The following is an 11,464-nucleotide window of genomic DNA, read 5'->3' on the forward strand; positions in this document are numbered from 1 at the left end:
GCCTCAGACCCGTAAAACATGCCAGAGTTGCCAGAAGTCGAAGTCACGCGCCGGGGCATCGAGCCCTTTGTCGCGGGCCGCCGCGTCGAGCGAGTCGACGTCCGTACCGAGATGTTGCGCTGGCCCGTGCCGGCAGGGCTCGCCGAGCAGTTGCGCGCGCGCGAGGTGCTCGCCGTCGAGCGTCGCGGCAAGTACCTGCTGTTCGAGGTCGACGCCGGCTGGTTCATCGTCCATCTCGGCATGACGGGCACGCTGCGCGTGCTGCCCGCCGACGGCGTGCCGGTCGCCGCCAGGCATGACCACATCGACTGGATCTTCGACGAATTCGTGTTGCGGTTCCGCGATCCGCGCCGTTTCGGCGCGGTGCTGTGGCACCCGCGCGAAGCAGGCGACGTGCATGCACATCCGCTGCTCGCGAGCCTCGGCGTCGAGCCGTTCTCGCCGGCGTTTACCGGCGCGCTGCTGCACGCGCGCACGCGCGGCCGCACCGTGTCGGTCAAGCAGGCGCTGCTCGCGGGCGACATGGTCGTCGGCGTCGGCAACATCTATGCGTCGGAGAGCCTGTTTCGCGCGGGCATCCGGCCGACGACGGCCGCCGGCAAGGTCTCGCTGCCGCGCTACGAGCGGCTGGCCGACGCGGTGCGCGCGACGCTCGCCGACGCGATCGAGCGTGGCGGCAGCACGTTGCGCGATTTCGTCGGCAGCAACGGCGAAAGCGGCTATTTCCAGCTCGACTGCTTCGTCTACGACCGTGCCGGCCAACCGTGCCGCGTATGCGGCACACCGATTCGCCAGATCGTGCAGGGCCAACGGTCGACTTATTTTTGCCCGACCTGCCAGCGTTGAAACCTCAGCGTTGAAACCTTTTTCCCCGATCAGATAACTTGAAGCCGCCCCGCATCGCCCCCGCTCCGTTCCCCGTCACGCCGCTGCATCGCACGTTCGCCACGCGCCTGGTCGCATGGCAGCGCGAGCATGGCCGCCACGACCTGCCGTGGCAGAACACGCGCGATCCGTACCGGATCTGGCTGTCGGAAATCATGCTGCAGCAGACGCAGGTATCGACCGTCATCCCGTATTACACGCGCTTTCTCGAACGCTACCCGGACGTCGCCGCGCTCGCGGCCGCGCCGACCGACGACGTGATGGCGCTGTGGGCGGGTCTCGGTTACTACTCGCGCGCGCGCAACCTGCACCGCTGCGCGCAGGCCGTCGTCGCCGAGCACGGCGGCGCGTTTCCGGCGACGCCCGACGCGTTGGCCGAACTGCCGGGCATCGGCCGTTCGACGGCCGCGGCGATCGCGTCGTTCGCGTACGGCGCGCGCGCGACGATCCTCGACGGCAACGTGAAGCGCGTGCTTGCCCGGGTTTTCGGCGTCGAGGGCTTTCCGGGCGAGAAGCGTGTCGAGAACGACATGTGGGCGCTCGCCGAATCGCTGTTGCCCGACGCCGCGAATGCGGCCGACGTGAGCGCGTACACGCAGGGGCTGATGGATCTCGGCGCGACACTGTGCGTGCGCGGCAAGCCCGATTGCGCGCGTTGCCCGTTCGCGGGCGATTGCGTTGCGCAATCGACGGGCCGCCAGCGCGAGCTGCCGGCCGCGCGGCCGAAGAAGGCGGTGCCGACACGCAAGACCTGGATGCTCGTGCTGCGCGACGGTGACGCCGTGCTGCTCGAGCGCCGGCCGCCGACCGGCATCTGGGGCGGGCTGTGGAGCCTGCCGCAAGCGGACGGCGACGCCGCGCTTGCGGAACTCGCGCGCGGCTTCGGCGGCGGCGGCACGGCGCCGCTCGCGCCGCTCACGCACACGTTTACGCATTTCCGGCTCGAGATCGAGCCTCGGCTGAGCGACATGGCCGACGGTGGCGGCCTGCCTTCGGGGGCGCGGGATGCGGATACCGCGTGGGTCCCGCTGAGCCGGCTCGACGCGTACGGCGTGCCGGCGCCCGTGCGCAAGCTGCTCGATGCGCTGAGCGGGCCGCTGTTGTAACGAACGGGAAGGGCGCGGTGCGGGCCGCGTTCGGGAGCGCGCCGGGATGCCGCTGGCGGGAAGGGGCTTCCGGCGGGTGCGACGCGCGACGGAATCGGCCGCGGGAGTTACAGCCAGCCGTGCCGGTCGAGTACGTGGTGCACGGCATCGATGCGTGCGCCGACGTCCGGAAACTCCATCAGCTTCTGCCGCGCGCGCAGGTCGAGCGGCAGCAGTTCCGCGAGGCGGTTCGACACCCAGCTCGGATCGTCGAGGCGGAACGGTTCGCCGAACGGCATTTTCTCCGGATCGGACTTCTTCAGCGCGTCGATGATGCGCTCGAGCACCTCGGCGCACGAGCCGAATTGAGCGAGCGCCTGCTCGCCTTCGAGCGGGATGTCGTCGGGCAGCGGCTCCGCGATGCCGACCAGCAGCCCGTTGCCTTCGACGCGATACGACAGCAGCTCGAAACGCTGCGTGCCGACGGCCTGCAGATAAAGCATGCCGAATTCGCCGGTGTCGCACTCGGTGATGCGCGCCATGCAGCCGATGGTCTCGGGCACCGACACGGCGCCGTCCTGCGCGACTTCGGGCCCGCTCTTCAGCAGGCACACGCCGAACGGCGCGTTGTCGCGCAGGCACGCGCGGGACATGTCGAGATAACGCGCCTCGAACACCTTGAGCGGGAGCAGCCCCCCCGGAAACAGCACCGTGTGCAGCGGAAACAGCGGCAGGTCGATCAGGGTGGTCGATAGGGAGGACATGGCGCGCGGGCGTTGGGGCGTGCGTCGCTAGGGTCGGTCGACCTCTGAGACGAGCCGCGACGACGCGTCGACATCCACTGGCGCGTCACGATGCCGCACGATCACGTTCGCCTCGCGCGCAAGGCGCGCGGCAAGCGTTTCCGCGATGAACACCGAACGATGCTGCCCGCCCGTGCAGCCGATGGCGACGGTCAGGTAGCTGCGGTTGTCATCGCGGAAGTGCGGCAGCCATTTCATCAGGAACGCATGGATGTCGTCGATCATCTGGTGGACGATCGGCAGTGCGTCGAGAAAGGCGATGACCGGTTGGTCGAGCCCGGTGAGCGGGCGCAACTCGTGGTCGTAGTAAGGGTTCGGCAGCGCGCGCACGTCGAACATCAGGTCGGCGTCGAGCGGCACGCCGCGCTTGAAACCGAACGATTCGAACATCACCATCAGGTCGTTGTTCTTCTGCTCGATGAAGCGCTTGACCCACGTACGCAGCGCGTTCGCGCGCAGCGTGCTCGTGTCGATCTGGTGGCCGAATTCGGCGAGCGGCGCGACGAGGTGGCGTTCGCGCTCGATCGCTTCCTCGAGAGACGACAGCAGGCCGACGTCCGCATCGTGCGACAGCGAGCCGGACAGCGGATGACGGCGGCGCGTTTCGGAGAAACGCTGGATCAGCGACTGGGTGCTCGCGTTGAGGAACAGCACGCGGACGTCATGCTCGCGCGACAGCTCGCGAATCAGGCCGGGCATTTCGTCGAGCGATGCGCTCGAGCGCGCGTCGATCGCGACCGCGAGCCGGTGCTGGCCGTCCTCCGCGAGGTAGCGGGCAAGTTCGGGGAGCACGTGCGGCGGCAGGTTGTCGACGCAGTAATAGCCTGCGTCTTCGAGCGCGTTCAGCGCGACGGACTTGCCTGAGCCGGAGATGCCGGTGATGAGGACGATGCGCATGGGAAGCAGAGAATCCTAACGTTTCATCATAGCACCGGCTCGACGCGTCGGCGTTGCGTGGCCGGCGCGTGCGGGTTACACCAGTTTGCCGGGGAATTGACTGTCGGGATCTTGCATCGCGAGTCGTTGCCGATCCATGAAATCGCGCAACGTGTCGATTCCGCGCAACTGCAGGATCGTGTTCCGGACGGCTGCCTCGACGAGCACCGCGAGGTTGCGGCCGGCTGCAACCTGGATCGTGACCTTGCTGATCGGCAAACCGAGCACGTCGACGGTCTGGCTTTCGAGCGGCAGGCGCTGGAATTCGCCGTCGGGGCGCCGCACGAGCTGCACGATCAGCTTCAGCTTCATTTTCCGCCGCACGGCGGTTTCACCGAAGATCGTCTTGATGTCGAGCAGCCCGAGGCCGCGCACTTCGAGCAGGTTCTGCAGCAGCGGCGGACAGCGCCCTTCGACGAAATCGGGGCCAAGTCGGACGAAATCGACCGCGTCGTCGGCGACGAGGCCGTGGCCGCGGCTGATCAGCTCGAGGCCGAGTTCGCTCTTGCCGAGGCCCGAATCGCCGGTCAGCAGCACGCCCATCCCGAGGATGTCGATGAACACGCCGTGCAGCGTCGCGCGCGGCGCGAGGATCCGCGACATGTAGAGCCGCAGGCTGTCGATCACCGCGGCGGCCGACATCGGCGTCGTGAACAGCGGGGTCGACGAGCGCGTACAGCGCAGCACAAGTTCGGGCGGGGCGGCGGCGCCGCCCGCGACGACGAGGAACGGCGGTTCGAGGGCGATCAGCTCGGCCATGTGGCGCGAGCGGTCTTCGTCGGTCTGCCGCTGGTAGTAGTCGATTTCGGCTTCGCCGAGCACCTGGATCCGGTTCGGGTGGATCAGGTTCAGGTGGCCGACGAGGTCGGCGCTCGAGGTGGCATTGCCGACGGTGTCGGCCGAAAAGCCGCGTTCCCAGCCTTCATGCCCCGTCAGCCAGCTCAGTTTCAGCGTGGCCGCGTTGTCGTCGAAGATGCTCTGGGCGTTGATGCTGGACGTATCCATGACTGCTCCGTCACTCCAATGGGCCGGTGCATGCGCGCGGCGACGGACGTCGCCATGCCGGGCCGGCGCCGGGCGGCCCTGGACGGCGGCACGTGCCGCCTCGTACGGGAAAATAATCCGCCCGGATCAACTCAAGGTTGCCACTGAGTGAGCAGGCGATGCAACTCGGCGATATCCGTTTCGTTGTGCAGACGCTCGCGCGCGTCGCGATCGGACAGCAGTTGCGCGATTTCCGAAAGGATCTCGAGGTGTTGCTGGGTGGCTTGCTCGGGCACGAGCAGGAAGATCAGGAGGCCGACCGGCTGGCCGTCGGGGGCTTCGAACGGGATCGCATCGGCGAGCCGGACGAACGCGGCGAGCGGGTGCTTGAGACCCTTGATGCGCCCGTGCGGAATCGCGACGCCCTCGCCGAGCCCGGTCGAGCCGAGGCGCTCGCGCGCGAACAGGTTGTCCGTGACGGTGCTGCGGGCGATGCCGTTCTGATTCTCGAACATCAGCCCGGCTTGTTCGAACACGCGTTTCTTGCTGGTGACTGAGAGGTCGATGACGACGTTCTCTATGGGCAGGATTTTGGCTAGGCGATTCATGTTGGCAGGCGATTGGGCGGCCTGGGGTCTCCTTGCGGCGGCAGACTGATCATCCATGTTCGGCGATATCAAGGCGTTCTGCATCGGCAATCTGCAAGGCAGCTACCGCATCCAGCGCCCCCCCGGCGATAACCGGAACATTATAGAGCACAGCTGCGTGCGTGGCGCAGCGTGGACGGACCGGTTGCACCACCGCGCGGAGTCGCAAAAAAAACGCCCGGCGAGCCGGGCGACGTGTGTGTTGCGGTGAAGGTTACTGCGGCGGCAGTTCGATCTGGTCGATCGACGGTTGAAGCTTGATCGGGTCGTGCGCGTGCGTTTGCAGGCGCTCCATGTGCTTGACGACTTGACGGTCCAGCTTGTCGATCAGCAGGTCGATCGCCGCATACAGATTACCGTTCGCGCTTTCGACGAAGATGTCCTTGCCCTTCAGGTGCAGATTGATTTCCGCGCGCTGCTGCTTGTCCTTTTCCTTGTGATTGTCGACCGAGAGGATCACAGTGCCATCGATCACCTGATCGCTATGCCGTAGCACCCGGTCCAGCTTGGTGATCACGTATTCGCGAATTGCAGGCGTGACTTCGAGATGATGTCCACTGATCTTCAGGTTCATAGTGCTTCTCCAAGCGAGTGACCACCCGGCCGCATCGAGGCGGCGCTCCGGTCGACTTGCCCATGCCGCACGAGGCGGCGTATCGCGGACAGGTCGCCCGGCCTGTTCCCCGTGTGCGCGGTGGCCGGAACACGCCCGCCGCCGGGCAGGCAGCAGGCTTAAAGAGACTTGCGCAGATTCACTGCCGGGATCTTGAGGGCTTCGCGATACTTCGCAACCGTGCGGCGCGCGACCACGAACCCCTGTTCTGCCAGCAGCTCGGCAATGCGGCTGTCCGAAAGTGGCGATTTTGGGTCTTCAGCTCCTATCAGTTGCTTGATGAGGGCTCGGATGGCGGTCGACGAGGCGGCGCCACCGGTGTCGGTCGAGACGTGAGATCCGAAGAAGTACTTAAATTCAAGCGTCCCGAACGGGGTCAGCATGTACTTCCCGGTTGTCACACGGCTGACAGTCGACTCGTGTAGGCCCAGCGTATCAGCTATTTCCCGCAAAACCAAGGGGCGCATGGCAATTTCACCGTGCGCAAAGAAGTTCTTTTGACGCTCGACAATCGCCTGCGCGACACGCAGGATCGTGTCGAATCGCTGCTGGATGTTCTTGATCAGCCAGCGTGCTTCCTGGAGCTGCTGCTTGAGCGAGCCGGCCGACGGATCGCCGCGGCTGTTGCGCAGGATGTTCGCGTAGAGGTTGTTGATCCGCAGGCGCGGCACGACCTCCGGATTGAGCTCCGCGAGCCATCCCTGGCCGGCCTTCTTCACGATGATGTCGGGCACGACGTAGTCGGCCTCGGCCTTGCCGTATGCGGCGCCGGGAAACGGCTCCAGCGAGCGGATCAGCGTGTGCGCGTCGCGCAGCGCGTCGTCGCTCGCCTTCAGGTGCTTGCGCAGCCGCGTGAAGTCACGGGCGGCGAGCAGTTCGAGATGCTGCGACACGATCTCGAGTGCGAGCGTGCGTGTCGGGGACGGATCGAGGCGCAGCAACTGCAGCTTCAGGCATTCGGATGCCGAGCGGGCGCCGACCCCGGCCGGGTCGAAGCTGTGCAGCAGCGCGAGCGCCGCGTTCAGTTCGTCGCAGTCGATTTCCAGCTCGGGCGGCAGGTCGGCGAGCACTTCGTCGAGCGTGGCGGTCAGGTAGCCGTCGTCATCGAGCGATTCGATCAGGAACATCACGAGCGCGCGATCGCGCGGGCTGGCCTGCGTGACGCGCAATTGCGCGGACAGGTGGTCGCGCAGCGACGTCGCCGCTTCCTGCACCTGCAGCGGCGGGAGGTCGTCGTCGTCGGACGCGCCGCTCGCGCGGCCGAATTCGTCGAGATTCCACTGCGGGCCGTCGTTGCCGTCGCCGGACGCGTAACCGTCGTATTCGTCCGCGCCGGCCGGTTCGTCGCGCTCGGCGCGCTCGCTCGACGAACTGCTACTGTTTGTCGCAGCGGGCTCGGTGTTCTGGGCGGGAGGCGTCTGCGCGATCAACGATCCGTCCGCTGCGACACGCAGCGGGCTCGCGATCCATTCATCGTCGTTCTCGAGCAGCGGGTTCTGCGCGACGGCCATCGCGACTTCCTGCTGCAATTCGAGCGTCGACAACTGCAGGAGCCGGATCGACTGCTGTAGCTGGGGCGTCAGCGCCAGATGTTGCGACAGGCGGAGTTGAAGGCTGGCTTTCATGGCAAGGAGGGAGTCATACCGGCAGTTTGCCACGACCCAGGCGCGTTGAGCCATCCGCGATTACGCGCGGCGCGCCGCCCGGCCGCGGGCACGGCCGCGGGCGTGGTTGCAGAGCAGGGCGCGGCCCCGCGCGGCGATGCCGGGCGGGGTGCAGCCAGCCACGAAGGGGAGTTACATCCGGAAGTGTTCGCCGAGGTACACGCGGCGCACGCTTTCGTTTTCGATGATTTCGCTCGGCGCACCGGCGGCGAGCACCGAACCGTCGCTGATGATGTATGCGTGGTCGCAGATGCCGAGCGTTTCGCGGACGTTGTGATCGGTAATCAGCACGCCGATGTTGCGCTGCTTCAGGAACTTGACGATCTTCTGGATCTCGAGCACCGCGATCGGGTCGACGCCGGCGAACGGTTCGTCGAGCAGGATGAAGTTCGGGTTGGTCGCGAGCGCGCGCGCGATTTCGACCCGGCGCCGCTCGCCGCCCGACAGCGACAGCGCGGGGTTCTCGCGCAGGTGGCCGATCTGCAGCTCGTCGAGCAGCGCTTCGGTGCGCGACGCGATCGCGTCCTTCGACAGCCGCTTGCCGTCTTCGCCGTGCTGCAACTCGAGCACCGCGCGGATGTTTTCCTCGACGGTCAGCTTGCGGAACACCGACGCTTCCTGCGGCAGGTACGACAGGCCGAGCGATGCGCGCTTGTGGATCGGCAGCAGGCTGATCGAGCTGCCGTTCAGCGAGATCTCGCCCGCATCGAGCGGCACGAGGCCGACGATCATGTAGAACGACGTGGTCTTGCCGGCACCGTTCGGGCCGAGCAGGCCGACGACTTCGCCGCTCTTCACGTCGAGCGACACGTCCTTGACGACCGTGCGCGAGCCGTAGCGCTTCTTCAGGTTGCGGACCACGAGCGAACTCGTGGTGCCGGCCGGCTGGCGGTTCGGTAGTGCGTTCATTGGCCCGGCGCCCCCTGGATCGTGGTCGACGGCGACAGCTTCGCCGGCGCGCCGTTCAGCGGCGCGGGGCCGCCGTTCTTCGGCGACAGCATCGCGCGCACGCGGCCGTTCGGGTTGCCCGGCGCGGCGACGTCCTTGCCGCCCTTCGCGGTGTAGAAGTCGCGCTGGCCGTCGTACGTGATCACGCTGCCGTGCACGGTATCGGCGACGGTCGACGTGCCCTGCAGGCGGCGCACGGTCGCGGCGGTGGTCAGCGTGGTCAGGTCCTGCTTGCCGTCGTAGTCGATGCGCTCGGCGTCGCCGTCGATGTACTCGTCGAGGCCTTCGCGCTTCTGGCGGAACGTCGCGTGTTTCTTGCCGCTGCCGAACGAGGTGGCGTACTGATAGCCTTCCGGGTCCTGGCGCACTTCGACGCGATCGCCCTTGATGATGATCGTGCCCTTCGTGATCACGACGTTGCCGGTCGCGACCGTGACCTGCTTCAGGTCGTCATAGGTCAGGTTGTCGGCCTCGACGTTGATCGGCTTGTTCTGGTCGGCCTTCTCGGCATGGGCGAGCGGCGCCAGCCCGGCCAGCGGGAGCGCCACGAGCGCCGCGGCAAGCGCGGCGCGGACGGCGCGCGCAGCGCCGCCGGAATTCTGTCGAGGGAACGGTTCGTTCATGCAGTCACGTGAGGGATGCGTCACTTGGGTTGACCTTTCGAGCCGCCGGACGTGTCCGCCGCGGCGATCGTGCCGCGCACGTTGCCGTAAAGCTCGATGACCCGGGTGACGTTGTTGTACTTCATGCCGTCGGTCGCGTTGACGAGCGACAGGCCGCGCTGAAGTTTAACCGGCTTTTCGGTCTGGATCACATCGTCATTGACGAAGATCCGGAAATGCTGGGAATCGGCCTGCATCTGCGGATCGCCGCCGCCGGCCGCGCGCAGGATGCGCGCGTCGTCGTACAAGTCGACGATCGACACGTCGCCGTTGACGATGCCGCGCTTCGCGGTGGTCGTCACGACCGGCTTGCCGGGCTGGAACGCGCGCATCGCCGGATCGGTCAGGTCGCTGTTTTCGGTGTCTTCGTAGTGGATCAGCTTCGCGGCCGTGAGCCGGTACTGGGTCGAGCCGGACTGGTCGAGCTCGGTGACCGAGAAGTTGTCCGCGAAATAGTCGGGCGTGTGGCGCTTCGGCTGCGCGGTGCCCTCGCCGGGCGGCGGCAGCGTGGCCTGCAGCAGCCACCACGTGATGCCCGCGAGCGCGGCGACCGCGACGAGCGGCAGCAGCTGGGTCCAGCGGAAATGCGTGTTCATCCGTCAGGCTCCGCAGGCGGCCGCGAGCAGCGCGTCGTAGCGGCGCTGCGCGCGCAGGATCGCATCGCAGACTTCGCGTACGGCGCCGTGGCCGCCGCGGGCCTCGGCCACCCAGTGCGCGCGGGCGATCACCTCGGGGTGCGCATTCGCGGGGGCGGTCGCGAAGCCGCAGCGCAGCATCACGGGCAGGTCGGGCCAGTCGTCGCCCATGTAGCCGCATTGGTCGGCGGCGAGGCCGAGCGATGCGATGAGATCGGCGAACACGGCAAGCTTGTTCTCGACGCCCTGGAACAGGTGCGCGATTTTCATTTCCTTCGCGCGTGCCGCGACGATTTCCGAGCGGCGGCCCGTGATTATCGCGGTTGCGATGCCGGCTTCGCCGAGCAGCTTCACGCCGTGGCCGTCGAGGGAATTGAACGACTTCATCGTGTCGCCGGCCGCTGTAAACAGCAGGCCGCCGTCGGTCAGCACGCCGTCGACGTCGAAAATCATCAGCTTCACGCGGCTCGCGCGTTCGGCCGCAGTCAGCGCTGCGCTCATCAGATCACCTTCTTCGAAAACAGGTCGTGCATGTTCAGCGCGCCGATCAGCGCGCCGTCGGCATCGACCACCAGCATCTGGTTGATCCGGTGGCGCTCCATCAGTTCCACGGCCTCGACCGCCAGGTGGTCCGGTGCGATCGTGCGCGGGTCGCGCGTCATCACGTCGGTGATCGACAACGTGCGGAAGTCGCCGTCGCGCGCGAGCACGCGGCGCAGGTCGCCGTCGGTGAAGATGCCGGCGACCTTGCCGTCGGCGTCGACCACGGCAGTCATGCCGAGGCGCTTCGCGGTGATCTGGAACAGCGCGTCCGACAGCGTCGCGTCGAGCCCGACGGACGGGACGTCGTCGCCCGAGCGCATCACGTCGCGCACGTAGGTGAGCAGGCGCCGGCCGAGCGCGCCGCCCGGGTGCGAGCGCGCGAAATCTTCCGAACCGAAGCCGCGCGCGTCGAGCACCGCAACGGCGAGCGCGTCGCCGAGCGCGAGCGCGGCGGTCGTGCTCGCGGTGGGCGCGAGGTTCAGCGGGCAGGCCTCTTTCGAGACCGCGGCGTTCAGGTTCACGTCGGCGAGCGTGCCGAGGCTCGATCCCGCGCGGCCCGTGATCGCGATCAGTTTCGCGCCGATCCGCTTCACGAGCGGCAGGATCGCGACGAGTTCTTCCGATTCGCCGGAATAAGAGATGCCGATGAAGACGTCGTCGGAGGTGACCATCCCGAGGTCGCCGTGGCTGGCCTCGGCGGGGTGGACGAAGAAGGCCGGCGTGCCGGTGCTGGCCAGCGTGGCCGCGATCTTGCGGGCGATATGCCCCGATTTGCCGATACCGGACACCACCACGCGGCCGCGGCAGCCGAGCAGCAGCGCGACGGCCTGGACGAAGCCGCCGTCGAGCTGGTCGCGCAGCGCGCGCACGGCGTCCGCCTCGATGTCGAGCACGTCGCGGGCGAGCGCGAGCGCCCGATCATCATTGATTTTCGCTATCATGCGCGGAGTATAGCAAAGGCGTTTGTTCGCCGCGCCGGGCCTTCGGACTCGTCCGATGTCGCCTGTCCACCGCCACCCTGCCGCGCCCGCTTTCCCGTGGCCCCGACGAACGAGGACG

Annotated in this window: 13 protein-coding genes; 2 read left to right on the forward strand and 11 right to left on the reverse strand. The window is 67.3% G+C overall.

Features of this window, described 5'->3' with window-relative positions; translation table 11 throughout:
- Nucleotides 1-18 precede the first annotated feature (18 nt).
- Nucleotides 19-846 (forward strand): bifunctional DNA-formamidopyrimidine glycosylase/DNA-(apurinic or apyrimidinic site) lyase, encoded by an 828-nt coding sequence (gene mutM, locus FOZ70_RS31235; RefSeq protein ID WP_042977157.1) that lies wholly within the window; start codon nucleotides 19-21, stop codon nucleotides 844-846.
- Nucleotides 847-884: 38 nt separating this feature from the next.
- Nucleotides 885-1,991: an A/G-specific adenine glycosylase gene (gene mutY / locus FOZ70_RS31240; protein ID WP_219707494.1), complete on the forward strand. Its 1,107-nt coding sequence runs from the start codon at nucleotides 885-887 to the stop codon at nucleotides 1,989-1,991.
- 107 nt (nucleotides 1,992-2,098) lie between these two features.
- Here the strand turns inward: mutY and FOZ70_RS31245 are convergent, their stop codons facing one another.
- The 11 genes from FOZ70_RS31245 to kdsD form a co-directional block, all read right to left on the reverse strand.
- Nucleotides 2,099-2,734, reverse strand: a complete 636-nt coding sequence (locus tag FOZ70_RS31245) for an LON peptidase substrate-binding domain-containing protein (protein WP_021162603.1) — start codon at nucleotides 2,732-2,734, stop codon at nucleotides 2,099-2,101.
- 27 nt (nucleotides 2,735-2,761) lie between these two features.
- Entirely contained in the window at nucleotides 2,762-3,670 is a 909-nt protein-coding gene (rapZ, locus tag FOZ70_RS31250; RefSeq protein WP_021162602.1) for an RNase adapter RapZ, read from the reverse strand.
- Nucleotides 3,671-3,745: 75 nt separating this feature from the next.
- Nucleotides 3,746-4,714 carry an HPr(Ser) kinase/phosphatase gene (hprK, locus tag FOZ70_RS31255; RefSeq protein WP_011353227.1) on the reverse strand — a complete coding sequence of 323 codons (969 nt, stop codon included), beginning with the start codon at nucleotides 4,712-4,714 and terminating at the stop codon, nucleotides 3,746-3,748.
- Nucleotides 4,715-4,845: 131 nt separating this feature from the next.
- Entirely contained in the window at nucleotides 4,846-5,385 is a 540-nt protein-coding gene (locus tag FOZ70_RS31260) for a PTS sugar transporter subunit IIA (protein ID WP_034195946.1), read from the reverse strand.
- Between the two features lie 169 nt (nucleotides 5,386-5,554).
- On the reverse strand, nucleotides 5,555-5,914 hold the full coding sequence (raiA, locus tag FOZ70_RS31265) for a ribosome-associated translation inhibitor RaiA (protein WP_006477786.1): 360 nt from the start codon (nucleotides 5,912-5,914) through the stop codon (nucleotides 5,555-5,557).
- Nucleotides 5,915-6,072: 158 nt separating this feature from the next.
- Nucleotides 6,073-7,578 (reverse strand): RNA polymerase factor sigma-54, encoded by a 1,506-nt coding sequence (locus FOZ70_RS31270; protein WP_042977154.1) that lies wholly within the window; start codon nucleotides 7,576-7,578, stop codon nucleotides 6,073-6,075.
- A gap of 171 nt (nucleotides 7,579-7,749) precedes the next feature.
- Nucleotides 7,750-8,526 (reverse strand): LPS export ABC transporter ATP-binding protein, encoded by a 777-nt coding sequence (lptB, locus tag FOZ70_RS31275; protein ID WP_021162599.1) that lies wholly within the window; start codon nucleotides 8,524-8,526, stop codon nucleotides 7,750-7,752.
- On the reverse strand, nucleotides 8,523-9,188 hold the full coding sequence (gene lptA, locus FOZ70_RS31280) for a lipopolysaccharide transport periplasmic protein LptA (protein ID WP_021162598.1): 666 nt from the start codon (nucleotides 9,186-9,188) through the stop codon (nucleotides 8,523-8,525). Before lptA ends, lptB begins: the two co-directional genes overlap by 4 nt.
- Before the next feature lie 20 nt (nucleotides 9,189-9,208).
- Nucleotides 9,209-9,823: an LPS export ABC transporter periplasmic protein LptC gene (lptC, locus tag FOZ70_RS31285; protein ID WP_021162597.1), complete on the reverse strand. Its 615-nt coding sequence runs from the start codon at nucleotides 9,821-9,823 to the stop codon at nucleotides 9,209-9,211.
- Nucleotides 9,824-9,826: 3 nt separating this feature from the next.
- Nucleotides 9,827-10,363: an HAD family hydrolase gene (locus tag FOZ70_RS31290; RefSeq protein ID WP_021162596.1), complete on the reverse strand. Its 537-nt coding sequence runs from the start codon at nucleotides 10,361-10,363 to the stop codon at nucleotides 9,827-9,829.
- Entirely contained in the window at nucleotides 10,363-11,346 is a 984-nt protein-coding gene (gene kdsD, locus FOZ70_RS31295; protein WP_021162595.1) for an arabinose 5-phosphate isomerase KdsD, read from the reverse strand. The genes FOZ70_RS31290 and kdsD overlap by 1 nt, the downstream gene beginning before the upstream one ends.
- Between the last annotated feature and the right edge of the window lie 118 nt (nucleotides 11,347-11,464).

It is taken from the genome of Burkholderia sp. COPS (assembly GCF_019425585.1).
In the GTDB taxonomy this organism is placed as follows: domain Bacteria; phylum Pseudomonadota; class Gammaproteobacteria; order Burkholderiales; family Burkholderiaceae; genus Burkholderia; species Burkholderia cepacia.

Excerpts from the sequence above, each read along its gene's own strand:
- FOZ70_RS31290 (WP_021162596.1), bottom strand. The coding sequence starts at position 10,363 with ATGAGCGCAGCGCTGACTGCGGCCGAACGCGCGAGCCGCGTGAAGCTG.
- FOZ70_RS31270 (WP_042977154.1), bottom strand. The coding sequence starts at position 7,578 with ATGAAAGCCAGCCTTCAACTCCGCCTGTCGCAACATCTGGCGCTGACG.
- FOZ70_RS31260 (WP_034195946.1), bottom strand. The coding sequence starts at position 5,385 with ATGCAGAACGCCTTGATATCGCCGAACATGGATGATCAGTCTGCCGCC.
- hprK (WP_011353227.1), bottom strand. The coding sequence starts at position 4,714 with ATGGATACGTCCAGCATCAACGCCCAGAGCATCTTCGACGACAACGCG.
- lptC (WP_021162597.1), bottom strand. The coding sequence starts at position 9,823 with ATGAACACGCATTTCCGCTGGACCCAGCTGCTGCCGCTCGTCGCGGTC.
- FOZ70_RS31245 (WP_021162603.1), bottom strand. The coding sequence starts at position 2,734 with ATGTCCTCCCTATCGACCACCCTGATCGACCTGCCGCTGTTTCCGCTG.
- lptB (WP_021162599.1), bottom strand. The coding sequence starts at position 8,526 with ATGAACGCACTACCGAACCGCCAGCCGGCCGGCACCACGAGTTCGCTC.
- mutM (WP_042977157.1), top strand. The coding sequence starts at position 19 with ATGCCAGAGTTGCCAGAAGTCGAAGTCACGCGCCGGGGCATCGAGCCC.
- kdsD (WP_021162595.1), bottom strand. The coding sequence starts at position 11,346 with ATGATAGCGAAAATCAATGATGATCGGGCGCTCGCGCTCGCCCGCGAC.
- lptA (WP_021162598.1), bottom strand. The coding sequence starts at position 9,188 with ATGAACGAACCGTTCCCTCGACAGAATTCCGGCGGCGCTGCGCGCGCC.
- raiA (WP_006477786.1), bottom strand. The coding sequence starts at position 5,914 with ATGAACCTGAAGATCAGTGGACATCATCTCGAAGTCACGCCTGCAATT.
- rapZ (WP_021162602.1), bottom strand. The coding sequence starts at position 3,670 with ATGCGCATCGTCCTCATCACCGGCATCTCCGGCTCAGGCAAGTCCGTC.